The following is a 24,971-nucleotide window of genomic DNA, read 5'->3' on the forward strand; positions in this document are numbered from 1 at the left end:
CTACCGGTAACCGGTGGCCTGGCGCAACGCCGCGACCATGTCATCGGTGGTGATATACGACCCGCCGGTGCGCTCGGCGATCGTCCGGAGCGTGTCCTGTTGCACCGCGGAGCCGAATCCGATGACCACCACCGGGACTCCGGTGCGGGCGATGTCGTCGAGGCCTCGGCCGCCTTCGGTGTCGGCGCCGTCGGTCATGAGGATGACGAGACGTTTTCGTTCCGGATCGGCCGCACCGGTGAACTGGTCGGCGGCGGCGTCGAGGCAGCGGTAGATGCCGGTGTTGCCGCCCGGCTTGCGGGCGCGAACGGCGTCGCGCAGGCTCCGCAGGTCCGGCGCCGCATTGCCGCTGGTCCATCGCGCGGGGGCCGTGGTCTGGTTGAACAGCAGCACCGCCGTGCGGTCGTGCGGACCGATCTGGAGCAGGTACTTCTTCGATTGCACCGGATCGAACAGCAGGTCCACGGCCCGCTGCACCCCGTCCCAGCCGCCGTTGTCGGCCATGCTGCCGGAGGCATCGATGCAGTAGACCAGGTCGGTGGGAGTGCGGTAGACGGTCTGGTAGTTCTCCAGCGCGGCGTCGATGACCGGAGCGGCCGGATACGTGATCGGCTGTTCGGTGATCGTCGCGCGGATGCCCCAGGCTGGATCGAAGACCGCACGCGGTGCGCCCGGCAGCGACAGCCCGATGCTGGTGATCGGCCGCCGCCCCAACTGCACCAGCCGCTGCTGGGTATCCGCCGAAAGCAAGAAGTCTTGTAGTTCGCGGAAATTCGCGAGCTTCTCCGGATTGTCGCCGTGCGGCAGGAATCCCAGCGGCGCGTCCGAGATCGCGAGTGCGCCCTTGGGGTAGATGGCGTACAGGGGTTCCTTACCCGCCCGCACCAATTGCTGGTTGCGCTCGATCACCAGATCCTCGTACGTGAACATCGTTTTGCACTGTTGCGGTGCGGCCAGGCATTCGTCCATGAGCAGCCCGGTGGACGGTGGCGTCTTCCCGAAAGCCCTTGTCAGACGCGTTATCCCGGCACGAACCTGCTCCGAATCGAGTTGCGGCCGGGTCAGCGGCACACCGGGATCGTTGCCTGCGAAGTAGTTGAGGAAGCCCAGCAGCACGGTCGCGCCGGAATTGGACTGGGTCGGATTCGTCATCCACGTCGTGGTCTTCTTCGCCTCGACCGCCGCCAGGATCTCCTCGACGCCCACCTCCCGCCCGGTGAATCCCAGCGCGTCCAACTCGCTACGCGGACCTGCGAATACCAGTGGCGTGCTGAACATGGGTTGCACTTGCCGCAGGCGGTGTGCGGTATCACCCAATTGCTGGAAAACGCTGCTGGCGAACCAGAATCCGTCGTATGGCGCGTCGCCGGACTCCAGCAGCCGAGCTTGATCCACCGATCCCAGGCGGGTCATGGTGCAGGTCAGCTTCTGGTCCCGGCACCACGGCTGCACGACCTGCTCGAATACCGCGTCGTGCTCGGAGCCCGCCACGATGTTCAGCACCCTCGCATCGGCGTTGTACGCACGGACAGGTCCGGACTTGCGATCCTCCCCGCAACCCGACAGCAGACCACAGAGCGTGAAAATTATTACGGCAAGCACTGATGTGCGGCGATACGGCAATTCGCCACCTTCCCCTCGATGACGCGATCGTAAACGCAGCCGACGGCGGAAACGGTGAACTACCAGTAACGTCCAGGGGAATCCTCGTCCATGCCGCGATCGCGGATCCCGAGAACCGCACCCTTCAGGGTGCATCGGCACGTCGTCTGCTCGATCCCGGCGCGGGTTCCTCGGGTGGAGCCGAGTTCGCCCGCGCAGCCGCGCCGGCGTGCGGCTCGAGCGAGGCACGCGGGTGAGCGTGGCACATGTCCTGATCGACGGGCAGGCGGCTGCCCCGGTGTCCCTCCCGCGAGCGAGCGTGTCCGGCCGGGCGGCAGCCCATCGCACCCGCGGCGACCGGCGCTGAGCGCGCCCGGGCGAATTCCGATGAATAGACCAGAACCACCGTTTACTTTCAGCTATCGTCGGTGGCAGAGCAACCGCTCTGCGGGACGCCAGGGATGCCGGCACGGCCGTGAATCCGGACGTCCCGCGCAGGCCCGGGCGGTCGGACACCGACCGCTCCGTTCCACCGAGGAGCCGCATGTACCCCGGCGCACACGTCGACCGATTCCCAGAAAAACCGGCTGTTGTCGTCGCCGAGACCGGTGAAGCGCTGACTTATCGGGAGCTCGAGGAGAACTCGGTTCGACTGGCCCGGCACCTGTACGACGCGGGGCTGCGCAAGGGCGATCACGTCGCGCTGCTGTCCGGCAACGACCCGAAGATCTACGAGGTGTATTGGGCGGCATTGCGAACCGGGCTTTACATCACCGCGGTCAACCGGCATCTGTCGCCCAGCGAGACCAGCTACATCGTCAACGACTGCGGAGCCAGGGCGCTGATCGTATCGGCCGGTCTCGCCGACGCCGCCGAGCAGATCGTCCCGGAGACTCCCGCGGTCGAGCTCCGCCTCGCCTTCGGTGGCCCGGTGCCGGGATACAAGTCCTACGAGGAGGCGAAGGCCGCGGCGACGCCCGAGCCACTCCCGGACCAGCCGCGCGGCGCGGACATGCTGTATTCCTCGGGCACCACCGGACGACCCAAGGGCATCAAACAACCCTTGCCCGAACGGCAGGTCGGTGACGCGCCCGGTGACACCTACACCGCGATCTTCGGCCCCCTCTACGGATTCGACACCGAGACCGTCTACCTCTCCCCGGCCCCGCTCTATCACGCGGCGCCGCTGCGTTTCGGCGGCGTGGTCCACGCGCTCGGCGGAACGCTGGTGATCATGGAGAAGTTCGACGCCGAGCAGGCATTGGCGGCCATCGAGCGCTACCGCGTGACCCACAGCCAATGGGTGCCGACCATGTTCGTCCGGATGCTGAAGCTCGACGAGGCCGTCCGCGCCCGCTACGACGTGTCCAGCCTGCGGGTCGCCGTGCACGCGGCCGCTCCGTGTCCCGTCGACGTGAAGCGGGCGATGATCGACTGGTGGGGCCCGATCCTGCACGAGTACTACGCCTCGACGGAGGCAAACGGCGCTACCTTCATCGACAGCGAGCAGTGGTTGCGCAAGCCCGGCTCGGTCGGCACGGCCGGTCTCGGCACCATCCGGGTGTGCGGCGACGACGGCGCGGAGCTGCCCACCGGCGCGATCGGCACCGTCTACTTCGAACGCGATGAGGCCCCCTTCGCCTATCACAACGACCCAGCTAAGACCGCCGAAGCGGTCCACCCGGACCACCCGACCTGGACCACCACCGGCGACATCGGCTACGTCGATGAGGAGGGCTACCTGTTCCTCACCGACCGCAAGGCTTTCATGATCATCTCCGGCGGCGTGAACATCTACCCGCAGGAGGTCGAGGACGCCCTCGCCCTGCACCCGAAGGTGTTCGACGTGGCGGTGATCGGCGTGCCCGACCAGGAGATGGGTGAATCGGTCAAGGCCGTAGTCCAACCGGCCCCCGGCGCCGAGCCCGGCCCCGCCTTGGCCACGGAGCTGCGCGATTATCTGCGCGACCGCATCGCCCACTACAAGGTGCCGCGCAGTTTCGACTTCGCCGACGATCTGCCCAGGACCCCCACCGGGAAGCTGGTCAAGGGCAAACTCCGCCAGCGATACCTGTGAGGTTTCCGGCCGCTACGCGACGTAGGTGAGGTCGGCGGCCTCGCCCGCGCGCGTCATCAGGCGCGCGACGGCCTCCGCTACCAGCCCGGGCTGCTCCAGGATCACCGAGTGTCCGGCGCTCTCCACGATCACGAAGTCCGAGTACTCGACCGCGGCGGCCATCGCGACGGAATGCGACGGGGGCGTCATCAAGTCGGCGCCACCGCACAGCACCAGCGTCGGAATCCGGGACAGAAGCCCGAGAGCCTCGGTCCGGTCGTAGACCATGAGGTCGCTCAAGAAGCTCGCCATCGTGACGATCGGCGTCTCGTTGCGCATCGCGTTGGCGAGGGCGAGCACCCGCGGGCTCACCTTGCGATCACCGAATTCCGCGGTACGGACGAGCGGGGCGAACAGCTGACAGGCCAGCAGCTTCGCGTGGTGCATCGCCCCCGGCGCGAGTCGGACGGCCGCCTGGAACGCGGAGACGACCGGGCTGCGCAGCAGACGGCCGAACCCAGCGTCGGTGAGACCGCCCGAGGCGGTCGCGAGAAGGGCGACTCCGACGACGCGGGTGCCGATCTCGTGCGGATTCTGACCGGCGTAGGTCAGCGCGGTCATACCACCCATCGAGTGGCCGACGAGGACGACCGGCCCGGTCGGGGCGACGACATCGAGAACTTCGCGCAGGTCCCGGCCGAGCTGGTCGATGTTGTAGGTCCGCCGGGGCGCGGCGGCGGACTCGCCGTGGCCGCGGTGGTCATAGCAGACGATCCGAGCGCCTGCGTAGCGGCGCAGCAGCTCGTCGCGGACGTAGGTCCAGGACTCGCTGCGCAGGCAATGTCCGTGCAGCAGGACGACGGTGAGGTCCGCGTCTCTCGGGCCGTATTCGCGAACCGCGAGCGCCGCGCCGTCCTCGGTCCACACCGTGGCACGCCGTTCCTCCGTGGCGGCGATCGTGCTGAGAGTCGACATGGGCTGCTCCGGTTCACTGGCGGTACTCGTCCTACTTTCCGCCGTATGCGCCGCCGTCATCAGGCCCCCGAGTGCTGGGCTCCGATCCCCAAGGGGTATGCCGATCACCACCAAGGTGGGACTGTTCGCCAGGGTGTTGTTCGGCCACCGGCGAAGGGCGGGGCGAAGCCGCGGATATGCGGCTAACGCACCGGATCGACCCCGAGCACACCCAGGGCGAAATCCCCGTATTGCGCGGCCACTTCCTCCGGCGTCGCCGGGCCCGACTCGCGAAACCACTGGGGGATGGCCGTACACATGGTGGCTATGGCACGACCTGCCGCCCGAACCTGGGAATTGGCGATGCGGCCCTCGGCATGAGCCTCGGCGATCGCGTCGTCCAGGAGGGCTTGGATATCGCGGCGGGAGCGGGCGATGCGCGCGCGTTCCCCCGGAGAAAGGCTGCGCATCTCGCTGGCGCCGATGAAACCGAGGTCGCGGCGGTGGGTGTGGAACAAGGCCAGCGCTTCGACGATCAGACGCACCCGGTGGATGCTGTCGCGGCCTTCGGCGCGGGCGGCGCGCACTCGCCAGTGCAGTTCGTCCATGGTCAGATCGAGGATGCGGACCAGCAGGTCGTGCTTGTCGCGATAATGGTGGTAGAGGCCGGGAACGCTGGTACCAGCCCGCCGGGCGATGGCGCGCACGGTCGTGCCGTGGTAGCCGATCTCTACGAACGACGCGAGGGCGGCGGCCAGCACCGGGTCGACGTCCAGCGGGGCGAACTCGCGCCAGTCACCCTGCTCATCCCGCTCGGAATCGACGGAGCTCGGGCGCGCCGCGGGAGAGGTGCCGCCGAGCAGATGAGCGACCGGCACGCCCAGCACATCGGACAAGCGAGTGAGCCGGGCGATCGAGATTCCGGTCTTTCCCGTCTCCACGGCGCTGAGCGTCGCCGGACTCACCTCGAGACGGCGGGCCACTTCGCGTAGCGACAGACCCGCGGCGCGGCGCGCGTGCCGGATCGCCTCGTGCGGCGCCACAGCCTCGTTTCGCATGTTGTTCAGAATAGCTGAACAAAAGACATCAACCACCCGCGCCGGAAACTCGCATGAATCGCGCTCTTTGACACCGCACCTGCCCAGTGGAACAGTGTTCAGACAGAGCGATCGTTCGGTCCGCGGACGAGGCGCTGGATGTCGAGGAGGAATGCGCGATGCCGATCGAACTGACCTATTCCGACGAAGTTCGGGCGTTGATCGACCGCACCCGGGCGTTCGTGCGGGAGACGGTGCTGCCGATCGAAGACGAGCACCTCGGCGACATCACCGCCGCGGGCGGCGACGGACTGCGCGTCACGCTGAACAAGCTCGCGCGCGAGGCCGGGGTCTTCGCGCCGCACGCGCCCGTCGAGTACGGCGGCCACGGCCTGTCGATGTCGGATCGCGCGCCGGTGTTCGAGGAGGCGGGCTACTCGCTGTTCGGCCCGACGGCGCTCAACATCGCGGCGCCGGACGAGGGCAACGTCCACATGCTCGCCCACATCGCCGACCCGGAGCAGAAGTCGCGCTACCTGGAACCGCTCGCCCGCGGCGAGGTGCGCTCGGCCTTCGCGATGACCGAGCCTGCGCCCGGAGCCGGTTCCGACCCGGCGGCGCTGGTCACCAGGGCCGTCCCCGTCGACGGCGGCTGGCGGATCAACGGCCACAAGCACTTCATCACCGGCGCCGACGGGGCCGGCTTCTTCATCGTGATGGCCCGCACGTCCGGCGAACCGGGACAGCGGGGCGGGGCCACGATGTTCCTGGCGCCCGCCGACACCCCGGGCCTGCGCGTGGGCAGGCATATCACCACGCTGGACCGCGCCATGATCGGCGGACACTGCGAAGTCTTCTTCGAGGACATGTTCGTCCCCGACGAGGCGGTGCTCGGCGCTGTCGACCGCGGCTTCGAATACGCCCAGGTGCGATTGGGTCCGGCTCGCATGACGCACGTGATGCGCTGGCTGGGAGCGGCGCGCAGAGGCCACGACATCGCCGTCGAGCGGGTCGCCCAGCGTGAAGGCTTCGGTTCCCGGATCGGCGATCTGGGCATGGCGCAGAAGATGATCGCCGACAACGAGATCGACATCGCCGCGACCCGCGCACTGCTGGTACGCGCCTGCTGGGAACTCGACAACGGAGAGCACGCGGGCAACGCCACCTCGATCGCGAAGACCTTCGCCGCCGAGGCGATCTTCCGCATCGTCGACCGCGGCATTCAGTTGTGCGGCGGGCTCGGTGTTTCCGACGACCTCCCGCTGGCGCGCCTCTCCCGCGAAGTACGGCCCTTCCGCATCTACGACGGGCCTTCGGAAGTGCACCGCTGGGCCATTGCCAAGCGTGCGGTCAGCGCGGCCCGCCGGGCGGTGGCCGACGGGTCTTCGCGCTGATCTACTGCGCGGATCTACGCCGGACAGGTCGTTCGTCCCCGACGTGCGGCACTTCCGGCTCGCCGGACGGAATCGGTTCCGAGCGCTGCCGGGTCGATCGGCCGCGCGTGCGATCCGGCGAGCGAGTATCCGCGTAACATGCGGACTTCGTGACTCCGCCGAGGCATCCGAGGGCGGCAGTTCGCCGGTGAAAGGGTCCGCCGCCCTGATCCGATCGAGTCCCCGGGATGATCGAAGGAGAGCCGCATGCCAGCGCAAGACCGCCGATACCTCGTCCTCCTGACTCCGGGTGACCTCGGCGACGACACCGTTCTCACGGCAATCCGTTCGGAGTTCTTCGACTGGCTGCGGAGATCCGGCGCGGAAGTCGTCGAGGACGGCGGCGCCAACCGATTGGTCATCACATCGTCGCTGGAGACAGCCGAGCGACTCACGAGGCTCGAGTACGTGCTCACCGTCGAGCCGTACGCCTAGGCGCCGGCTCGCCGGGCTGCCGCGCACCCCGATTATCGATCCGAGCCCGCCCTCGATGCCACAGGTTTGCCGCCGACCCCGCACCGGCCGCGACCGCGCTACCGACGGTCTCATCGGCTGCCGCATTCGGGCGCGGCACCGTATTCTCGGATGAATCGATCTGCACGACAACCGTATTCGAGGCGGACATGTCGCGATCCGAGGCATCGGCGGTGGCGGCCGGAGCCTACGCGTGGTTCCGGACGGCGGTCCGGCCAATCGATCCCGAATTGTGGGAGTCGTGGTGGCAGTGGCTGGATCGGAAATTCGGCGACGACACGACGATTCTGTGGACCGAGCCGTGGCCTCACGACTACTGGGTCGCCCACGGGGTGCGGCACGCCATCGAGGGGGTACCGCTCCCGCTCGCCTACCAGACCTGGTCCCACCGCGGCGCGCTCGACGACTGGCCGCTTTTCGGGGCGACGGAATGGGACCTGTTTCCACCCAGTGTGAGCCGTTCGACCAGCTCGGCCGCGCTCGATGACGTCCTCGCGCAGGCGGGCCCACTCGAATACGATCGCGAATACAGTCTTGCCCAGCTGATTTCGTTGTCGGATGAGCTACAGCGAACGAGTACGGAGGAAGCGTCACAAGCCCGCCTGCAATCGCAGTTCATCCGCGCGTGGCTCAGCTCTATCGTCGGAAACACCTTTTCGAGCATGTTCCGCGCGCCCTCCACGGATGCGGATCTGCTGTATCACGTGACGATCCGCCGGGTCGACCAAGCGATGGGTGCTTTCGAGCAGACACACCACTTGCGAATGGATCTCGCCGAAGCGATCGAGACCTTCTACTGCGCGACGTGGCCCGACGGGCTGCCGATCAAGGTACCCACGCAACAAGGACAATCACTCGAGTGGCGAGACCACTGGTTCTGGTTGTCGCGCGGGCTGGAGCCGGAGCGGCTGCGGGAAGCCGTCGGCATCGTCGCGAGGTTGCTGGTCTGTCCGCCGATCATGGACGCCATCGGCTATCTGATCAGCAGGGATCGCCCGGTCAGCGCGCTGGGATTGTGCGTCCTGCGCCGCTATGCCCTGGGACTGCGGACTCTGGCCTGGCTAGAAGCCGCCGCCACTCATCCGTGGCGGGATGTCCGGCTCGCCGACGTGGCGACCTTCGCGTTCGCCGCCATCGCCCCGTGGTGGCCACGGCCTTCCCTGGCGCTCAGCCATCGGTCCGGCGACACGAAGCCGGAACTGATGAAACTCGGTCTGTGGCGCGCCCCTGACGTCGCCATCGACGCGATGACAGTCCCCACCGGCGAGTCCAACACGGGCATGGTGTGGCGTCTGTTCGCCGCCACACCGGCGATCGCCAGGGTGCGGTCCGAGACCTACACCGCCAGCCTGTGGTGTCGACGCGAGGTCGAGTTGACCCAATATCTGCTGGACCGCTCCGATTTCCTTCGCGGACGTGTCGTGGCGGACATCTCTGTGCAGCAGACAATCTCGGTCGACCGAGCGATGTCGTCGCGCAATCTGCTACCGGATCGTCCCGAACCGAACCAGCCGTTGTTTCCCCCGTCCACTCTCGTCTTGGACGTACCGAGCTACCCGCCGTTGATCATCGATGTACTCGCCGCGGTGTGCACATTGCGGCTGCTGCGCACCCACTACGGCGACGCCGGAGTGGCCAATCGGATCGCCGACGAACTGGTCGCGGGCCTCCCCGTCGACCTACCGCCGCCGACCAACCATCCGCAGGGCTGGGATATCCACTACGCCGCCTTCGCAGGGCTCGGCCGACACAGCCGACGACACAAATCGCCGGTACGGCTGGCGCGGCGCTACCCGAAGTCCGAGGCCGCGTTGGATATGACGGAAATCGCCGAACAGGTTCCCGATCTGACGCAGGCACAGGCGGGAGGCGTCGACATACTGGCCGCTCTCGAATGGAATCGCGAGATCCGCCGGTGGTTCTCCGAGCACTGGGGTTCCCGCCGCACCGTGATCGATTGCAGGCGGTTCGATGTCAGCGGATGGAGCGATGACCCCCGCCATGCCGTCAAACGGGGCATGCTGCAATTACGTTCCGAGGCATTGACTTTCGTCATGCAAGTGGCCGGTCAGTCGGTGGACTCCTGGCCCGGGCTCGGGTACAACGATCCGCCGATTCTCACCGTCTACCTGCCCGACCAGCACAGTTGGATCGATGCTTCGTTCGCGCTGCCGACCTGGGTGGACGTCTACGCCTCGCTGCGCACGCTTCGTTTGGACCGCGCTCTGGTCGACGCGATGCGCACCGCACTCGATGACCAGTTCACTCCCTTGGCCAAGCTACCGAGGTCCAGGAAGCCCGCTGACGTGTTCGCCGTGCGGGGCGGCCCGGGCACCCCGCATCCCGATCGGTCCGTGACGGTCATCGTTCACCGCGACTGAGCGAAGCGGGCCCATGACGCCGGTCCGCCGCCGCCAGCTCTGCTGACGGCGGCGGATACCTCCGATGGGACGAACCGCGCGTGATTACCGCCCGTGCTGATGGGCGGACTGACGGGCCTCGTCGACGTCGGCTTCGGCTCGCGCCTTCTCGGCCGCGGCTTCCTTCCCGGCCGCCTCGCGCTGCGATTCCGCCTTGTCCTGCTGCGCGCGACCTTCGTCCTTCAGGTCCTGATGACCGGTGACGGTACCGGCCGCTTCCTTCACCTTGCCCTTGGCGTCTTCGACGACGCCCTCGACGCCCTCGCGAGCACCGCTTCCATGTTCAGCCACAACAACCTCCTGGAATATCGGAACAAGCTGACATCTGGCGCATACCCGGGAGACGGGCCTCGAATCCGGAGCGACGAAGTTCGGTTCGCGCGTCACGCTCTCCCGCAGGCAGGACGGGTCAGCGCAGCGGGGTGCTCGCGCCCGGTCCTTGCCGATACCGCGTCATCGTGAGCCGCTGCTCCCGGTCGTTGTACTCCGGAATCGGCAACGGGATCGCCATCAGCAGGCCCGTGCTCGGCTACGACGCGGGCGTGGTGGCCTGGCTCAACGCGATGATGCCCGACCTCGCGCGCGACACCTGGACCACGCTGCGCGATCGTTTCATCGACTTCGACGGGCGGGATGCGCGCCTGCGCGGCAGCTCACGCGCCCGCGTCGACCTCGGCAACTACAACGTGATCAACGGTGACGGGATGACGAAAATCTTTGTCGCCACCGCCGCCGCCGAGATGCGCGAATCCGACCTCGCCGACGCCCTGGTCCATGCCCGACCCGGTACCGAGTCGACGAGCGCAACGGCGCCCGGCGCTCGCGGGAGTCTCGACAGTGACCAACGCCCACCACACGCTCACCCGATTCAACCGGCCCGACGGCCTGCGCGATCTCATTCGCGCAACGGTGCCGCCCGAGTGGCGGACCGGACCGATTCTCGGCATCGCGCCTCATACGGATGTCCTGGTCGCCAAGGCGGTGACCGACGGCAGTGCCCTCGAACTGGCGCTACGGCCCGGCCACGGGTCCAGACGGGTGCGGCTGGGGCTGCGACGGCTGATCCGCCACCGCACCTACCGCGTCACCGGCGCGATCGCGCCGACCGTGGTCGCCGACGAGTCCGGCGAGGGCATCATCGAAGTCGACCTCGAGATCGCGCTCAACGCGGATCGCCGATAGAAAGATCCGATCGCACGCTCGATCCAGCGGTTCCCGGCTGGCACGGGCGACCCCGCGCGTGCCAACGTGGGCGCGCGGCCCGACCTGATGCCCACGCGAATCTCCTCCGCCGCAAGCGCTTTCGGCAACAACCGCACTGTAGCGAGCCCCGACGGTCACGACACCAGAGGACGATGAACCAGCATACGAAGAGCCCGACCGCCGCGGCCCGCGAGTACGTGTCCGCCTGCGCGACGCTGACCAGCCTGATCGACCTCGCCGCGCACCCCGCGACATCGCCGCGCTTGCGGGTGGCGCTCGCCGAGTACTGCCGCCGTCACGGCACAGCCGATCCCGGATTGGCGGCGAGTTTGTCCTTCTGGAAACAGCGCCGTGCCTCCTTGACGCCCGCCGATTACGCGGCGATCCGCGCCGTCCTCTCCCGCGACGGCGCGATCCTCTACGCGTTCCACGACTGATCGCCGCAAGGAAGTGGGGTTCCTCCCCACTGCCCACGCGCAATTCGCGTTTCGCTCACGTACACGCTTCTTCAGCCCCTTCTGGCACGGCGATGCCATCCGGTCAAACGGCCCGCGTTCGACTGCCCCTCGCCGAGACGGTGCCGGTCGATCAGCGACCGCCTATTGCTGCGTGCCGACGCCGCCGATGCCCGACAGCGTCAGTTCGACGGGTTCGCGCGGCTGACCGGGACGGAATACGCAGCGAGTACAGGTGTAGATCGTGGGCATGCACTCGTTGCAGTGCACGCACGCCGACCGCGTCGACGCATCCGATTGGATGCGTCGCAACAGATTCGGTTCCCGCAGCAGCGCACGGCCCATGGCGACGAACTCGAAGCCTTCTGCCCGCGCGAGCCGCATGGTGTCCAGATTCGTGATGCCACCCAACAGGATCAGCGGCATCGACAATTCCCTGCGGAAGTGCCGTGCGCGCTCGAGCAGATACGCCTCCCGGTACGGATACTCCTTCAGGAATGCCTTGCCGACCATACGGAATCCCCATCGCGCGGGCACCGGAAGAACGTCGCCGAAAGATTTCCGCGGGGCGTCACCGTGGAACAGCAGCATCGGGTTGAGCAGCGAACTGCCCGCCGTCAGTTCCAGCGCGTCCAGGCTGCCGTCGGCTTCCAGCCACGCGGCGACCTGGATCGACTCGGGCACGGTGAGCCCGCCCCGCACTCCGTCTTCCATGTTCAGCTTCGCGGTCACCGCGAGCCTGCCGCCCACGGCTTCCCTTACCGCGGCGGCGATCTCACGCGCCAGCCGCGCCCGGTTCGCCAAGCTGCCGCCGTACCGGTCCGCGCGGCGGTTCAGTTTGGGGCTCAGGAACGAGCTGACCAGATAGTTGTGCCCGAAATGGATCTCCACCGCATCGAAACCCGCCTCCTCGGCCAGCTTCGCCGCGCCGGCATGAGCGGCCACGAGCTCGCGGATCCCGTTCTCGTCCGGGCTTCGCATCATCCGCATCGACAGCGGGCTGAACATCCGGCTCGGCGCCAGCGCCGGAACTCGGTTGGAGGCCGCGTTCGCCACCGGTCCGGCATGGCCGATCTGCGCGCTCACCGCGGCACCCTCACCGTGCACGGCTTCGGTGAGCCTCCGCAGCCCCGGCACCGCTTCCGGGCGTAGCCAAATCTGATGCCGGTCGGTCCGTCCGCCGGGAGCGACCGCGCAATAGGCCACGGTCGTCATCCCGACGCCACCGGCGGCGACCTCGCGATGGAACTCGATCAAGTCGTCGGTCACCAGCGCGTCCGGCGTGCGGCCCTCGAAGGTCGCGGCCTTGATCACCCGATTGCGCAGGGTGATCGGCCCGAGCTGGGCGGGTGCGAATACGTCGTTCATTGTTTCTCTCCTGTCGGAGCGGTCAATCCGGCCACCACGAATTCCCGGAGGGTGGCCACCGCCTCCTGCGACATCTCTCGGTGCTCCGCACTGCCGAATCGCATGATGAGGAGGTCGAACGCCAACATCCACCGGCGCCTGCTCTCGCGCTCGCTCAGGCCCGGCAACAGGCTCACCCACGCATCGATCCGGAACCACGGCTGCCGCCACTCGGTCACCTGCCTGCCGAGGACGAATTGCGCCAGCAGCCTCAGGTGCAACCGGCCCACCGGATCGGCGGCCAACTCGACGAACGGCTCGATCACCGCATCGACCACCTCGGCGATCGACCCGTGCCCACCGGTGACAGCGGCCAACCGGTCCGCCCACACCGGACCCAAACGCTCCTCGAGCAACGCGGCGACAAGGGCGTCCTTCGACCCGAAGTGGTAGTGCACCGCCGCCGGGTTCGCTCCTGCCTGCGCGCAGATACCCCGCACGGACACCTCGTCGTATCGGCCTTCCAGCAGCAGTCGCTCGGCGGCCGTCAGCAGACGATCGCGGGTGGTCGCGGCTTCGGAGACCGGTTTCGGCATGCGCCAAGTCAAGCACGTTTCCATCGTTGATTCAATCATTGATTGAAACTTGTTCACGCAAGCTCCGATACCGCGCCGAGCTGCGCCCTGGATGCCAGAAGTGGTGGACGAAAGCCGATAGAACGCAGGGTTTCACTGCACGTCACCAGGTCGTCACACCCGGCCGCGAGCACAGCGCGAAGGTGTTACGCACGGCGGGCCGAGTCGATGAGCTTCGCGTCGACCTCGCACGCGGCAGACGTGCGTCGGCACGGCGTCGGTCGAGCCAGGTCGCGGCAAGCGGTCCGGCGCTTTTGTCCGCACTTAATTCAAGCCGCTGGGCGGCCCTCGGATCAGCCGTGGCACATGATCGTCTCCGAATACGCCGATACCCGGGAGCAGTGCGAGCAGCACCGCCGCCCGTGTAGCGCAGCGTCTGGTATTCACACCGGCCGCGTCGCGGTCAGCGGACCGGATTCAGCCGCTTCGGCGTCGGCCGGTACGCGTGCCGAATGCACACGGGCGAACACAGGGCGGACTCGGCGACACGGCCCGGCCACTCGGCGGTGGGCACGGCGCACGCCTCCGGTAGGCGGTCCGCTGCCTCGGCGTGCCTGTATCGAGGTACCGGATCCGAGTCCGATCATTGCGCTCTGGCGCCCCACAGCCGCGAACCAGGCGCCGCGGGCGGTTGCGGTCAGGAATGACCCGCGATGATGACCTCCGGGATACCGGTGCCGAGTGGGACCGGCCTGCACACCGGCGCCGGGCTGCCCGGATCCAGCAGGGTGAGCAGCAACTCCTGCACGAACGGGTCGTACACCATGTGGAAGTGCCCCGTGAGGTCGGCGGGACACAGGTCTTGCAGGGCGATGTTCCGCGCGCCGGGCCCGCGCAGCGCGATGTTCTCGAACGGCTGGATCATCTCGTCGACGTGGCTGCCGACGGTCACGTACCGCACCCCGGGCACCGTGTCGCCACCCGCGTTGAGATCGAGCATGAGCGGCGACCCCTCGACCTGCTGGACGGCGGCGAGCGAAGTCACCTGAGCGAACGCCTGCAGAGCGCCCGGGATCGCCTCGGCGACCGGCACCAGCCCGTACATCACACCGCCGTAGCTGGGCGATGCGAGGCCGACCCATTGCTCGACCTTCGGCGCACCGCCCAGTTTGTTGACGTAGTAACGAGTCACGTTCGCGCCCTGCGAGAACCCGACCAGATCGATCTTGTCCGCGTGGGTCGCCGCGAGCACTCGATCGACGAACGCACCGACCTGGTAGGCACTGAGCACCAGATCCTCGGTGCCGTAGCTGTGCGCGCCGGGCTTGCCGCCGTAGTTCAGCGCGAACACGCAGAATCCGGCCGCGGTCAACTGCGGCGCGATCCCCGACCAGTCGGAATAGGCTGTGGAGTCGGTCCCGTGCGCGAGTACCACCGGACGGGGATGCCGGGCGCTGGGCACGCAGCCGAAATCGTTGGTACCGCTGGGGACCGCGTTCGGATGACTCTTCTGATACCACGCGGCGGCCAGGTGGTCCGATTGCGGTGGAGCGGCGTACGTCGGCACGTCGGGCGGGCGGAAGCCGAGCGGCTCGGCCGACGCCACGCCCGGGCCGAGCGCGGCCACACCGGCCACCACGAAGGCCAGCACGGCACCACGCAAGTGTGAAACGCCCCAAGTTCCCGCTCGGCTCGACTGTCGCATCTCACAATGATCCCTCTGATCGGCTCGAAATGCGCGCGGTATAGGGGTGTTTCGCCTCCCCTACTTCTCGGGGGTCTCGTCCTCGGCGAGGATGCGGTAAAGGGACTTGCGGGTCTCGGTGAGCAGCTCCGCCGCCCGCGCCGCCTGTTGCGGGGTGCCTGCCGCCGCGACCTGGGCCACCGCCCCCATCAGCTGTCCGACGAGTGCGCGCAGGTCCATCGCCTGTGCGCCGACGTCCTGTTGCACGTCCGCCCACGGATCGCCCAGCTCGTCCCGGTGCGCGGCGACGTACTCGGTGCCGGACTCGGTGAGCTTCGCGGTCTTGCGCCCGGCGACCTTCTCGATGAGGACCAGGCCCTCGTCCTCCAGTTGCGCCAGCGCGGGGTAGATCGATCCGGGGCTCGGCCGCCAGATGTCGTTGCTGCGCCCACGGATCTGCTGGATCAGTTCGTAACCGTGCATGGGCTGCTCGGCGAGCAGCAACAACACGGCGGCGCGTACGTCACCACGCCTACCCCGGCCGCCGCGTCCGCGTCCGCGTCCGAAATGCGGGCCGAAGCCTGGCCCGAAGCCGGGACCGAAGCCAGGCCCGAACTCCGGGCCGAAGCCGTGACGTCCGCCGCGGCGAAAGCGCCGCCCGTGCTCGAAGCCCTCGTGACCGGGCACCGGCCCGCGGCCACGCCGGCCGAATTCTCGATGTTCTCGGTGTTCCATGTCAGCCTCCCAAGGCTCTCGTGTTCGAATCATGCTATCGACGATATATCGGCAATGCATCGAATGCAAGGATCGGTTTCGGCATCCGCGCCCAGCTGGAGGTCAGCTCACCAGCGAATCGATCCAGCGCGACAGCCGCGCCCCTTCGGCGACCATCAGTCCGGGATCCCGAAAAGTGTTGGTGAGCAGGGAAATTCCTTGATACGCCGCGACATAGGCGATCGCGAGCTCCTTCGCGTCCGCGCGTCCCATCGCGGCGAACTGCCGTTCAGCCCAATCCACCAGCACGCGCATCACCTCGGCGGCCGCGGTATCGAGCCCGTCGCCGCGCTTGTCCAATTCCGAGGACAAAGTGCCGAACGGGCAGCCGTAACGCACGGTCTGCTCACGATCGGCGACCCATCCCGCGATCAGGGCCTTCAGCCGCCCCGAAGGCGTCTCGTGCCGGTCGCTCGCGGCGATCACGGCATCGAGAATGCGCGCGTGCGAGCCGATCGCCGCCTCGATGAGCTGGTCTTTCGTCTTGAAGTAGTAGTAGACGTTGCCGACCGGAACGTCCGCGGCACGCGCGATGTCGGCGATCGTCGTCTTCTCCACGCCCTGCTGATAGAACACCCGCACCGCGGCTTCGACCAGCCGCTCCCGCTTGCCCGATCCGGCCTTCGCCTGTGAGTCAGTCACACAACTAACTGTAGACAGCGCGGCGATGACCGGCTAACGTTTTTTTAGTCAGCCAACTAACTAAGGAGTCACAATGATCGTGGTCACCGGAGCAACCGGGAATATCGGCGCGCCCCTCGTGCGGGCGCTGGCGGACGCTGGCGAGGAGGTGACAGCCGTCGCGCGGCATGCGGATCTTTCGCTGCCCGACGGAGTCCGCTCGGTTCGGGCCGATCTGGGCGAGCCGGAAAGCCTCTCCCCCGCCTTCGCGGGAGCCGACACCCTGTTTCTTCTGATCACCGGCGAGCAGTTGGTGGCGGGTCCGGAACCAGAGCAGGTGCTGAAAATCGCCGCCTCGGGAGGCGTGCGGCGCGTGGTCTTCGTGTCCTCGCAGGGCGTTGCCACTCGACCGGACGCGGCGGGATACGCCCGGCTCATCGCCTACGAACAGGCGATCAGGGACTCCGGGTTGGCCTGGACCTTCCTTCGGCCCACCGGATTCTTCTCCAACACCTACGCGTGGGCGGACGCGGTGCGCACGCAGCGCCTGGTCGCAGCGCCGTTCGGCGACGTCGGTCTTCCCTCGATCGATCCGGCCGACATCGCCGCGGTCGCAGCGACGGCATTGCGCGACGACCGGCACGACGGACAGGTCTACACCCTGACCGGGCCCGAGCTCGCTACCCCGCGCGCCCAGGCCGAAGCACTCGGCGCGGCAGTCGGCGAGCCGCTCCGATTCGTGGAATTGACTCGGGCACAGGCCCGTTCGGCGATGCTCGACTTCATGCCCGAGCCGGTGGCCGACCACACGCTGACCATCCTCGGCGAGCCGACACCCGCCGAGCAGCGGATCAGCCCCGACGTGCCGCGTGTGCTCGGGCGCCCGGCCACGAAATACGCCGACTGGGCGGCTCGCAATCGAGCGGCCTTCGCCTGAAGCTCGGCCGAGCGCTGCGCTGTCGCGAGATGATCGCAGGCTTCGGCGTTTCACTGGCCGGAAACGCCGAGGCGATCACGCTCACCCGGGTTGGGCAAGAACGAGGGCAGTCCACCCGGGTAGCGAAGCCTCCGGCAACGGGCGGCATAGACAGCCCCGGCGCGCGACGGGCTTGCCCAGTCGGCCATGAAGCGACGCGATCCGCTCGCGGGTCCGTTGCGGCCGGTTCGCCGCGATATGCCGAGTGACGAGCGGACGACATCAGGTGCACCGAGCGGTCCCCCTCCTTCCCTCGGTCCGAGTACGCCGACCTCCTCGCGACACAGCCCGGGCGCCCGGCGGCACTATCGCGGCCCCATGCCGACGAGGCAGCGGTGGACGCACTCCGGTAGCCGTCAGCCGATGTCGACCGGGTCGATTTGCACGCGCAGGGGGGCGTCCGAGCGGTGCGTGCTGCGAACCGCCTGAGCCGCGCGCAGGGCACGCGCGAGCGCCGCTCCGGAGCGCCGCTCGACCCGCAGCAGCAGGCGTTCGACTTCGGCGGGCGCATCGCCGGAGGAGAACGGTTTGCGGGCGCCGTCCGGCAGCGGCACTGGTCCAAGGCGGTCGACCGTATCCGGCAGGTCCGCCGCCGAGAGCAGTTCGGCGATCGTGTCGGCGGTGCCGTCGATCGCGGCGAGACGGACGGCAGGCGGGAAGCCGACCTCGGCCCGCGCCGCGACCTCCGCGCGCGCGGCGCCCACCGGATCCCATCGGACCAACGCCTGCACGGTGGGGATGGACGGCTCGGCCACGACGATGACCTGGCCGTGCGCGCGGACCAGCGCCGCGGCGGCCATCCAGCGGCGCAGCGCGTCCTCGGCGGCACGCAGGTCGGCTCGGCCGAGCAGCGCCCAGCCGTCGAGCAACAACGCGACGCCGTAGCCGCCGGGAACCACCGACTCGGCGCCGACCGTAGCGACGACCACTTGCGGGCCCGGCTCCACAGTGTCGAGCACGGTGCCGCCGCCGGAAGCACGGATCGGTACGCCGGGAAACGCACGGCCGAGCTCCTCCGCCGTGCGCGCCGCCCCGATCACCACGGCGCGCAGTGCGCGCGACCCGCAGGTGGTGCAACGAAACGCGGTCTCGGTGATCCCGCACCAACGGCAAGCGGGACTCTGCGCGGCCGCGCCGGGGTCGGCGGCCGATCCGCGCGGTCCCCGAGCTTCCGGCAGCGCGAGCGGTCCGCTGCAGTGTCGGCATCGAGCAGGAGTACGGCATTTCCCGCAGGCCAGGGCGGGAATGTACCCACGACGCGGCACCTGTACCAGCACCGGCGCGCCTTCCTTCAGCGCGGCGCGGGCAGCCGCGAAGGCGACGCCGGGAATTCGGACAGCACGGGCGACCGGATCGCGTTCCAGCGCGATATCGCTGTCGCCGGGGGCGCTGATGCGCGGCGCGGCCTTGCGCAGCACGGCACGATCGGCGACCAGATCGTGCGCCCAACCCGAATCGACCACCGCTTGGATCTCCGCGGTGCGCGCGAAACCCGCCGCGACGAAGGCCGCACCGGTTTCGTGCGCCCGCAACATCGCCACCTCACGCGCGTGCGGATACGGCGCACGCGGTTCGGCGTAGGTGTCGTCACCGTCGTCCCACATCGCGATCAGCCCGAGGTCCAACGCCGGTGCGAACACGGCGCTGCGCGTGCCCACCACCACTCGCGCCGAACCGCGCAGCACCGCGAGCCACCGCCGGTACCGAGCCGCTGGACCGAGACCGGCGGACAACCCGACTGCCGAGTCCCCCACCAGCCCAACGCATTCCGCCAGGACACGGTCGAGGTCGCGTTGGTCGGGGACCATGAGGATCGCGCTGCGCCCCTGCCGCGCCACCACGGCGGCGAGCTCCGCCAGCCGTCGTGGCCAGTCCTCACCGGGCAGTGCCTGCCAGGCCGCGCGTGCCCCTTTCCGCTGGCCGAGGGCGGCGACGAACGCCGCCCCGTGGACGTACCGTTCCCAAGGCGCGAGATCTATGGCCGGAAACTCCGAATCGACGAAGGCGGTTCGGTCTTCGGCGTCGCCGCTCGTCTCCCCCGCACCGCCCGAGTCCCCCGCGCCGGTTGGCCCGAGCTTCGGATGCGCACGTGCGGACGGCTCGGCATCGAGCTTCTCGTCGCTCTCCGGCGCGGGCACATATCGGCCGGCGCCAGGGCTATCGCGCTTCGAATCCGGTTCCGCCGCAGCACCACTTTTCGGAGCCGCGCTGCTCACACCGGCCGAATCGGCTTGCAGGTCAGAGGATTCCGGCGATGCAACGGGCAACTCTCCGGCAGACACGGAACTCGCCACGTCCGACCGCACGGGACCAATTGCGGTGGCGGGGTTCTCGTTCGCGGAATCGGCTCGGGCCGCAGCGGACTTCTTCCCGCCACCGGTCTCGGTGCGGGCGTGACGCGGTGGTATCGCCAGACGCAGGACATCGGCACGCGTCCCCGCATATCGGGCCGCGACCTTGCCGGCCAGCTCCAGGATTTCGGGAGTCAACACGCGTTCGCCGGAGACGACGCGTTCCAGCTTGACCAGCTTTCCGCCGTGGTCACTGTGCCGCGATCGAGCCAGGAGATAGCCGTCGACCAGCCGACCGGCGAAACGGACCCGCACCCGGACCCCCGGCTGGGCGAGTTCGTCCAGCTCGGGAGGCACCAAGTAGTCGAAGTCGCGGTCGAGATGCGCGGGCGAGAGCAGCGGAAGCACCCGGGCGATCGGCAACTCCACGCCCGCGGGACCCGCGGCCGGACGGTCCGCCTCGGTGGCGGGGGTGTCCGCCGCGGGTTCGTTCACTCGGACCTGATCGAGGTCAGAGTCCGACGGCGGCGCGCAACTTGTCGGCGCGGTCGGTGTGCTCCCACGGCAGGTCCACGTCGGTGCGGCCGAAGTGGCCGTACGCGGCGGTCGGCCCGTAGATCGGACGCAGCAGGTCCAGGTCGCGGATGATGGCGCCGGGACGCAGGTCGAAGACCTCGGTGATCGCGGTGCTGATGCGTGCCGGGTCGATCTTCTCGGTGCCGAAGGTCTCGACGAACAAACCGACCGGAGCCGCCTTGCCGATCGCGTAGGCCACCTGGACCTCGACGCGGTCGGCCAGATCGGCCGCGACGACGTTCTTCGCGACCCAGCGCATGGCGTAGGCGGCGGAGCGGTCCACCTTCGACGGGTCCTTGCCCGAGAAAGCGCCGCCGCCGTGGCGGGCCATGCCGCCGTAGGTGTCGACGATGATCTTGCGGCCGGTCAGGCCCGCGTCGCCCATCGGGCCGCCCAGCACGAACTTGCCGGTGGGGTTGACCAGCAGGCGAATATCCGAGATGTCCAGGCTGGGCAGCTCGAGGTCGGCGAGCACCGCGTCGAGGACCTTCTCGCGGATGTCGGGCGCGAGCAGGTTGTCCAGGTCGATATCGGCGGCGTGCTGGGTGGAGACGACCACCGTGTCCAAGCGGACCGGGCGATCACCGTCGTACTCGATGGTGACCTGGGTCTTCCCGTCCGGACGCAGGTAGGGCAACACGCCGGTCTTGCGCACCTCGGTCAAGCGGCGCGACAACCGGTGCGCGAGCGCGATCGGCAGCGGCATCAGCTCGGGGGTGTCCTTGGTGGCGTAACCGAACATCAGGCCCTGATCGCCCGCACCCTGCCGCTCGATCTCGTCGTCGGAGCCGCCGATGCGCGCCTCGTGCGAGGTGTCCACACCCTGCGCGATATCCGGCGACTGCGCGCCGATCGCGATATTCACACCGCAGGAATTTCCGTCGAATCCCTTTGCCGACGAGTCATATCCGATTTCCAGGACCTTTTCCCGGACAATTCGGGGAATATCGGCGTACGCCGACGTGGTGACCTCACCCGCGACGTGGACCTGGCCGGTCGTCACGAGGGTTTCCACCGCGACCCGGCTGCGCGGATCCTCCGCGAGCAACGCGTCGAGAATGGAATCGCTGATGGCATCACAGATTTTGTCCGGATGACCTTCGGTCACGGACTCACTGGTGAAAAGCCGGCTCCCGGACGTGCGCACAGTTCTTCCCTCTCCCTCAACGGGTTACTCGTATCGGCTTGCGACAGTAACGCGATGTCGCGACTGCGCAACCCTTATATCTCAGCCTATTCCAAATCACCGACAGGGCGGACCTCAACGCCGCGGCCATCCCGGACAGCTGAACTCCCGGTGTCGTGCCGGTGCCGAATTGATGACGGCGTCGCGAACGACGGACCGGATCGCAATCCTGGCAGGGACGCGGCCCGGCTCAGCGCAGCAACACGCTCAGCGCGTCGAGCACACGGCTGGCCAGCAACGCCTTGGAGCCGTGATCGAGCGCCTGTTCGGTGCCGTCCGCGCCCAGCAGCCAGCCGTCGTTGGTGTCCACCTCGAACGCCTTGCCCTCGCCGACCGCGTTGACCACGAGCAGGTCGCACCCCTTGCGCGCGAGCTTGGCCCGCGCGTGGGTGAGGACGTCGCCGTGCTCGTCACCGGTCTCGGCGGCGAAACCGACGATCGCGGTGCCGGGCAACTGCCCGTCGCGGCGCGCCTGCACCAGGCCGGCGAGGATGTCGTCGGTCTTGGTCAGCGGAATGACGTCGGGCTCGCCTGCGCCCTTCTTGATCTTGGCGGCGGCGACGTTGGTCGGCCGGAAATCGGCGACCGCCGCGGCCATGATCACCGCGTCGGCGCCGACGGCGTGCTTGTCGACGGCGGTCTTCAGCTGTTCGGCGGTGGTGATGTGCACCAGGTCGACGGCGGCGGGCGCCGCCATCTCGATCGTGTTGCCCGCGATCAACGTCACGTGGGCGCCGCGCTGGGCCGCGACCCGCGCGAGCGCGTAGCCCTGCTTGCCGGAGCTACGGTTGCCCAGGAAACGCACCGGATCCAGCGGCTCCCTGGTGCCGCCCGCCGTGATGACGACCCGGCGGCCCGCCAGATCCCGCGGGATCGCGTCGGCACGCTCCATGAGCAGCGACGCGAGGCCGAAGATCTCCTCGGGCTCGGGCAGCCGTCCAGGGCCGGTGTCGGCGCCGGTGAGCCGGCCCGCCGCGGGCTCCATGACGGTCGCACCGCGGGCGCGCAAGGTCGCGACATTGGCGACGGTCGCCGGATGCTCCCACATCTCGGTGTGCATCGCGGGCGCGAACAAGATCGGACATCGGGCCGTCAGCAGCGTGGCGGTGAGCAGGTCGTCGGCGCGGCCGGACGCGGCGCGGGCCATGAGGTCGGCGGTCGCCGGGGCGATGACCACGAGGTCCGCCTCCTGGCCCAGCCGAACATGCGGCACCTCGGGCACGTCGGAGAACACGCCGGTGTGCACCGGGTTCCCGGACAGTGCCTCGAAGGTCGCCTTGCCGACGAACTCCAGCGCCGAGGTGGTGGGGATCACCCGGACGTCATGTCCGGTCTCGGTGAATCGCCGGACCAGAGAGCACGCCTTGTAGGCGGCGATGCCTCCGGCTACACCGACGACGATCCTTGTGGTCACTACGCCTCCGGCCTAGTAGTGGTCACGGCGAACCGGGGTTCGCCTCACTCGCCTTCGGAGTGCTCAAGCAGGTCGGAGTGGATCTCGCGCAGGGCGACCGACAGCGGCTTCTCCTGCAGACCCGGCTCGACCAGCGGGCCGACGTACTCGAGGATGCCGTCGCCGAGCTGGTTGTAGTAATCGTTGATCTGCCTGGCCCGCTTGGCCGCGTAGATGACCAGGGCGTACTTGGACGACGTCCGCTCCAGCAACTCGTCGATCGGCGGGTTGGTGAGGCCGACCGGCGTGTCGTAAGCGGGCGCGGTCTTGGTGTCCGTCACTAGGAAGACTCCTGCTGTGGTCGGTCGGATGAACGAGGGGCCCTGCGAGTGCGGCGGCGTGCCGCCTCCGGGCCTGGTCACTCATGCCGGAGTGGATTGCGCATGCGCGAAGGCCCTACGTGAATACGCAGGCTACCTCCTCCGGGCCTGATCGCTCATGCGCAGGTGGGGGTCACGAACTCGAATTTGTGCTAACGAACAACGATACCAACTGCTCACAGGCGCTGGTCACCTCGTCGTTGACGATAACAATGTCGAACTCGTCACAGGCCGCCAGCTCGATCCTGGCCGTCTCCAAGCGGCGCTCGATCACCTCGGGCGACTCGGTGCCGCGCGAGGTCAGTCGCGCCACCAACTCGTCCCAGCTCGGCGGGGCAAGGAAAACCAGAATCGCCTCGGGGATCGCCCGGCGCACCGATCGCGCGCCCTCGAGATCCACTTCGACCAGTACCGGAAGGCCCTCCGCCAGTGCGGCGCGCACCGGCCCGGCGGGGGTGCCCGAACGCTGCAACCCGCCGTGGATGTCCGCCCACTCGAGCAGTTCATCCGCCTCGATCATCGCGTCGAACTCCGCACGGGAGACGAAGTGGTAGTCGAGGCCGTCGACCTCCCCGGGCCGCGGGGCCCGGGTCGTTGCCGACACGCTGAAGACCAGGTAGGGCAGTCGTTCGCGGACACAGCGGACCACGGTGGACTTGCCCACGGCCGAGGGGCCGACCAGTACGACCAGTCGACCCTTCCGCGTGTGTTCGATCACCCTCGTTGTCAGGCGTCGAAGTCGAACCGGGCCAGCAGCGCCTTACGCTGCCGGTCGCCGAGTCCGCGCAGCCGCCGGGTGGGGGCGATCTCCAGCTCGCTCATGATCTCCGCCGCCTTGACCTTGCCCACCTTCGGCAGGGCCTCCAGCAGCGCCGACACCTTCATCTTGCCGAGGATCTCGTCGGTCTCGGCGTCGGTGAGCACCTGCTTCAGGTTGGTGCCGCCACGCTTCAAGCGCTCCTTGAGCTCCGCCCGAGCGCGGCGAGCGGCAGCCGCCTTCTCCAAAGCAGCGGCGCGCTGCTCGTCAGTCAGCTGGGGAAGGGCCACGGTTCCTCCGTCTCATCGTTCATTGCATTCAACTCCTGCCGGTAACCCGGCAGTCTCAGCGACCGTACCCACGACGTCCGCCGATTGCGAACCCACCCCCCAGGTCAGCGCATGATTCCGGATATGGACCGCACCACGGCGGCCCGGCGCCGGTGCCGCCCGCGCCATCGAGCGCATCGCGATGCCGAATCAGCGAAATGTGCCGCCAGCAGGGCTTTTTCGACAAACCGAATGGTTTGCGGAAGGGTTGCGAGACGGCAGCGCATCTCTCCAGCAACCCCTCACGCGCCCTACCAGGAACTTTCTGGAAATTCTCCGCGTGTCGCGAGTTTTTTGCGCGTGTCGGGCGTCACATCCGAGCCGTTTCAGCCGCCATGATCGGCATCCGGTGCCGGATACCGGCCCTGTACGTCGGTCCAGGAGCGTTGCGCCCATCCGTGCACCGATCGGCCCCGAAATCAGCGCAGGAGCGCGCACAGGCCCCGCT

Annotated in this window: 23 protein-coding genes; 7 read left to right on the plus strand and 16 right to left on the minus strand. The window is 68.3% G+C overall.

Annotated features, from left to right (window positions below; genetic code table 11):
* On the minus strand, window positions 1-1,623 hold the full coding sequence (locus tag AB0L97_RS06235) for a VWA domain-containing protein (RefSeq protein WP_364425787.1): 1,623 nt from the start codon (window positions 1,621-1,623) through the stop codon (window positions 1-3).
* Between the two features lie 523 nt (window positions 1,624-2,146).
* Here AB0L97_RS06235 and AB0L97_RS06240 point away from each other — a divergent pair.
* Window positions 2,147-3,679 (plus strand): acyl-CoA synthetase, encoded by a 1,533-nt coding sequence (locus tag AB0L97_RS06240; protein WP_364425789.1) that lies wholly within the window; start codon window positions 2,147-2,149, stop codon window positions 3,677-3,679.
* Between the two features lie 12 nt (window positions 3,680-3,691).
* Here the strand turns inward: AB0L97_RS06240 and AB0L97_RS06245 are convergent, their stop codons facing one another.
* Together AB0L97_RS06245 and AB0L97_RS06250 are read right to left on the minus strand one after the other, a co-directional pair.
* Entirely contained in the window at window positions 3,692-4,633 is a 942-nt protein-coding gene (locus tag AB0L97_RS06245; protein ID WP_355070664.1) for an alpha/beta hydrolase, read from the minus strand.
* Window positions 4,634-4,815: 182 nt separating this feature from the next.
* Complete coding sequence (locus tag AB0L97_RS06250) at window positions 4,816-5,670, minus strand: TetR family transcriptional regulator (RefSeq protein ID WP_364425792.1); 855 nt, start codon at window positions 5,668-5,670, stop codon at window positions 4,816-4,818.
* 158 nt (window positions 5,671-5,828) lie between these two features.
* Here AB0L97_RS06250 and AB0L97_RS06255 point away from each other — a divergent pair, with 158 nt between their 5' ends.
* The 3 genes from AB0L97_RS06255 to AB0L97_RS06265 all read left to right on the plus strand — a co-directional run bounded on the left by AB0L97_RS06255 (window position 5,829) and on the right by AB0L97_RS06265 (window position 9,937).
* Window positions 5,829-7,043 (plus strand): acyl-CoA dehydrogenase family protein, encoded by a 1,215-nt coding sequence (locus tag AB0L97_RS06255; RefSeq protein ID WP_364425794.1) that lies wholly within the window; start codon window positions 5,829-5,831, stop codon window positions 7,041-7,043.
* Window positions 7,044-7,289: 246 nt separating this feature from the next.
* Window positions 7,290-7,517 (plus strand): hypothetical protein, encoded by a 228-nt coding sequence (locus AB0L97_RS06260; protein WP_355070658.1) that lies wholly within the window; start codon window positions 7,290-7,292, stop codon window positions 7,515-7,517.
* Window positions 7,518-7,705: 188 nt separating this feature from the next.
* Entirely contained in the window at window positions 7,706-9,937 is a 2,232-nt protein-coding gene (locus AB0L97_RS06265) for a hypothetical protein (protein ID WP_364425797.1), read from the plus strand.
* Window positions 9,938-10,021: 84 nt separating this feature from the next.
* On the opposite strand, the gene AB0L97_RS06270 is transcribed toward AB0L97_RS06265, so the two are convergent.
* Window positions 10,022-10,267 carry a CsbD family protein gene (locus AB0L97_RS06270; protein ID WP_355070654.1) on the minus strand — a complete coding sequence of 82 codons (246 nt, stop codon included), beginning with the start codon at window positions 10,265-10,267 and terminating at the stop codon, window positions 10,022-10,024.
* 362 nt (window positions 10,268-10,629) lie between these two features.
* Complete coding sequence (locus tag AB0L97_RS06275) at window positions 10,630-10,752, minus strand: hypothetical protein (RefSeq protein ID WP_364425799.1); 123 nt, start codon at window positions 10,750-10,752, stop codon at window positions 10,630-10,632.
* Between the two features lie 61 nt (window positions 10,753-10,813).
* On the opposite strand from AB0L97_RS06275, the gene AB0L97_RS06280 reads away from it, so the two are divergent.
* Both AB0L97_RS06280 and AB0L97_RS06285 read left to right on the plus strand, forming a co-directional pair.
* A complete protein-coding gene (locus AB0L97_RS06280) occupies window positions 10,814-11,158 on the plus strand; it encodes a hypothetical protein (RefSeq protein ID WP_364425801.1) in 345 nt (114 codons plus the stop codon).
* A gap of 173 nt (window positions 11,159-11,331) precedes the next feature.
* Window positions 11,332-11,616 carry a hypothetical protein gene (locus AB0L97_RS06285; RefSeq protein ID WP_364425803.1) on the plus strand — a complete coding sequence of 95 codons (285 nt, stop codon included), beginning with the start codon at window positions 11,332-11,334 and terminating at the stop codon, window positions 11,614-11,616.
* 162 nt (window positions 11,617-11,778) lie between these two features.
* Here AB0L97_RS06285 and AB0L97_RS06290 read toward each other — a convergent pair whose 3' ends face one another.
* The 5 genes from AB0L97_RS06290 to AB0L97_RS06310 form a co-directional block, all read right to left on the minus strand.
* On the minus strand, window positions 11,779-13,002 hold the full coding sequence (locus tag AB0L97_RS06290; RefSeq protein ID WP_364425805.1) for an NADH:flavin oxidoreductase: 1,224 nt from the start codon (window positions 13,000-13,002) through the stop codon (window positions 11,779-11,781).
* The gene (locus AB0L97_RS06295; protein WP_355070650.1) at window positions 12,999-13,577 is read right to left on the minus strand and encodes a TetR/AcrR family transcriptional regulator; all 579 of its coding nucleotides are present in this window, start codon (window positions 13,575-13,577) and stop codon (window positions 12,999-13,001) included. The genes AB0L97_RS06290 and AB0L97_RS06295 overlap by 4 nt, the downstream gene beginning before the upstream one ends.
* A 676-nt stretch (window positions 13,578-14,253) precedes the next feature.
* Entirely contained in the window at window positions 14,254-15,207 is a 954-nt protein-coding gene (locus AB0L97_RS06300) for an alpha/beta fold hydrolase (protein ID WP_356961727.1), read from the minus strand.
* 114 nt (window positions 15,208-15,321) lie between these two features.
* A complete protein-coding gene (locus AB0L97_RS06305) occupies window positions 15,322-15,975 on the minus strand; it encodes a PadR family transcriptional regulator (RefSeq protein WP_355070646.1) in 654 nt (217 codons plus the stop codon).
* A gap of 102 nt (window positions 15,976-16,077) precedes the next feature.
* Window positions 16,078-16,656: a TetR/AcrR family transcriptional regulator gene (locus AB0L97_RS06310; RefSeq protein WP_355070644.1), complete on the minus strand. Its 579-nt coding sequence runs from the start codon at window positions 16,654-16,656 to the stop codon at window positions 16,078-16,080.
* 73 nt (window positions 16,657-16,729) lie between these two features.
* On the opposite strand from AB0L97_RS06310, the gene AB0L97_RS06315 reads away from it, so the two are divergent.
* Window positions 16,730-17,572, plus strand: a complete 843-nt coding sequence (locus AB0L97_RS06315) for an NAD(P)H-binding protein (protein ID WP_364425809.1) — start codon at window positions 16,730-16,732, stop codon at window positions 17,570-17,572.
* A 395-nt stretch (window positions 17,573-17,967) separates the two neighbouring features.
* Here the strand turns inward: AB0L97_RS06315 and AB0L97_RS06320 are convergent, their stop codons facing one another.
* The 6 genes from AB0L97_RS06320 to mihF all read right to left on the minus strand — a co-directional run bounded on the left by AB0L97_RS06320 (window position 17,968) and on the right by mihF (window position 24,484).
* Complete coding sequence (locus AB0L97_RS06320; protein WP_364426080.1) at window positions 17,968-20,331, minus strand: primosomal protein N'; 2,364 nt, start codon at window positions 20,329-20,331, stop codon at window positions 17,968-17,970.
* An 82-nt stretch (window positions 20,332-20,413) separates the two neighbouring features.
* A complete protein-coding gene (gene metK / locus AB0L97_RS06325; RefSeq protein ID WP_355070640.1) occupies window positions 20,414-21,625 on the minus strand; it encodes a methionine adenosyltransferase in 1,212 nt (403 codons plus the stop codon).
* Window positions 21,626-21,854: 229 nt separating this feature from the next.
* Window positions 21,855-23,078, minus strand: a complete 1,224-nt coding sequence (coaBC, locus tag AB0L97_RS06330; RefSeq protein WP_364425812.1) for a bifunctional phosphopantothenoylcysteine decarboxylase/phosphopantothenate--cysteine ligase CoaBC — start codon at window positions 23,076-23,078, stop codon at window positions 21,855-21,857.
* Window positions 23,079-23,122: 44 nt separating this feature from the next.
* Window positions 23,123-23,398, minus strand: coding sequence for a DNA-directed RNA polymerase subunit omega (rpoZ, locus tag AB0L97_RS06335; RefSeq protein ID WP_355070636.1), 276 nt, complete (start codon window positions 23,396-23,398; stop codon window positions 23,123-23,125).
* A 172-nt stretch (window positions 23,399-23,570) separates the two neighbouring features.
* Window positions 23,571-24,155: a guanylate kinase gene (gmk, locus tag AB0L97_RS06340; protein ID WP_355070634.1), complete on the minus strand. Its 585-nt coding sequence runs from the start codon at window positions 24,153-24,155 to the stop codon at window positions 23,571-23,573.
* 8 nt (window positions 24,156-24,163) lie between these two features.
* Window positions 24,164-24,484, minus strand: coding sequence for an integration host factor, actinobacterial type (mihF, locus tag AB0L97_RS06345; RefSeq protein ID WP_028476708.1), 321 nt, complete (start codon window positions 24,482-24,484; stop codon window positions 24,164-24,166).
* Window positions 24,485-24,971 lie beyond the last annotated feature (487 nt).

Source organism: Nocardia sp. NPDC051911, from assembly GCF_040681035.1.
Lineage (GTDB): Bacteria > Actinomycetota > Actinomycetes > Mycobacteriales > Mycobacteriaceae > Nocardia > Nocardia sichangensis.

Bases quoted from the DNA above. Each gene is read 5' to 3' on its own strand.
- AB0L97_RS06240 (WP_364425789.1), top strand. From the start codon at position 2,147: ATGTACCCCGGCGCACACGTCGACCGATTCCCAGAAAAACCGGCTGTT.
- AB0L97_RS06245 (WP_355070664.1), bottom strand. From the start codon at position 4,633: ATGTCGACTCTCAGCACGATCGCCGCCACGGAGGAACGGCGTGCCACG.
- AB0L97_RS06250 (WP_364425792.1), bottom strand. From the start codon at position 5,670: ATGCGAAACGAGGCTGTGGCGCCGCACGAGGCGATCCGGCACGCGCGC.
- AB0L97_RS06255 (WP_364425794.1), top strand. From the start codon at position 5,829: ATGCCGATCGAACTGACCTATTCCGACGAAGTTCGGGCGTTGATCGAC.
- AB0L97_RS06260 (WP_355070658.1), top strand. From the start codon at position 7,290: ATGCCAGCGCAAGACCGCCGATACCTCGTCCTCCTGACTCCGGGTGAC.
- AB0L97_RS06265 (WP_364425797.1), top strand. From the start codon at position 7,706: ATGTCGCGATCCGAGGCATCGGCGGTGGCGGCCGGAGCCTACGCGTGG.
- AB0L97_RS06275 (WP_364425799.1), bottom strand. From the start codon at position 10,752: ATGGACCAGGGCGTCGGCGAGGTCGGATTCGCGCATCTCGGCGGCGGC.
- AB0L97_RS06285 (WP_364425803.1), top strand. From the start codon at position 11,332: ATGAACCAGCATACGAAGAGCCCGACCGCCGCGGCCCGCGAGTACGTG.
- AB0L97_RS06290 (WP_364425805.1), bottom strand. From the start codon at position 13,002: ATGAACGACGTATTCGCACCCGCCCAGCTCGGGCCGATCACCCTGCGC.
- AB0L97_RS06295 (WP_355070650.1), bottom strand. From the start codon at position 13,577: ATGCCGAAACCGGTCTCCGAAGCCGCGACCACCCGCGATCGTCTGCTG.
- AB0L97_RS06305 (WP_355070646.1), bottom strand. From the start codon at position 15,975: ATGGAACACCGAGAACATCGAGAATTCGGCCGGCGTGGCCGCGGGCCG.
- AB0L97_RS06315 (WP_364425809.1), top strand. From the start codon at position 16,730: ATGATCGTGGTCACCGGAGCAACCGGGAATATCGGCGCGCCCCTCGTG.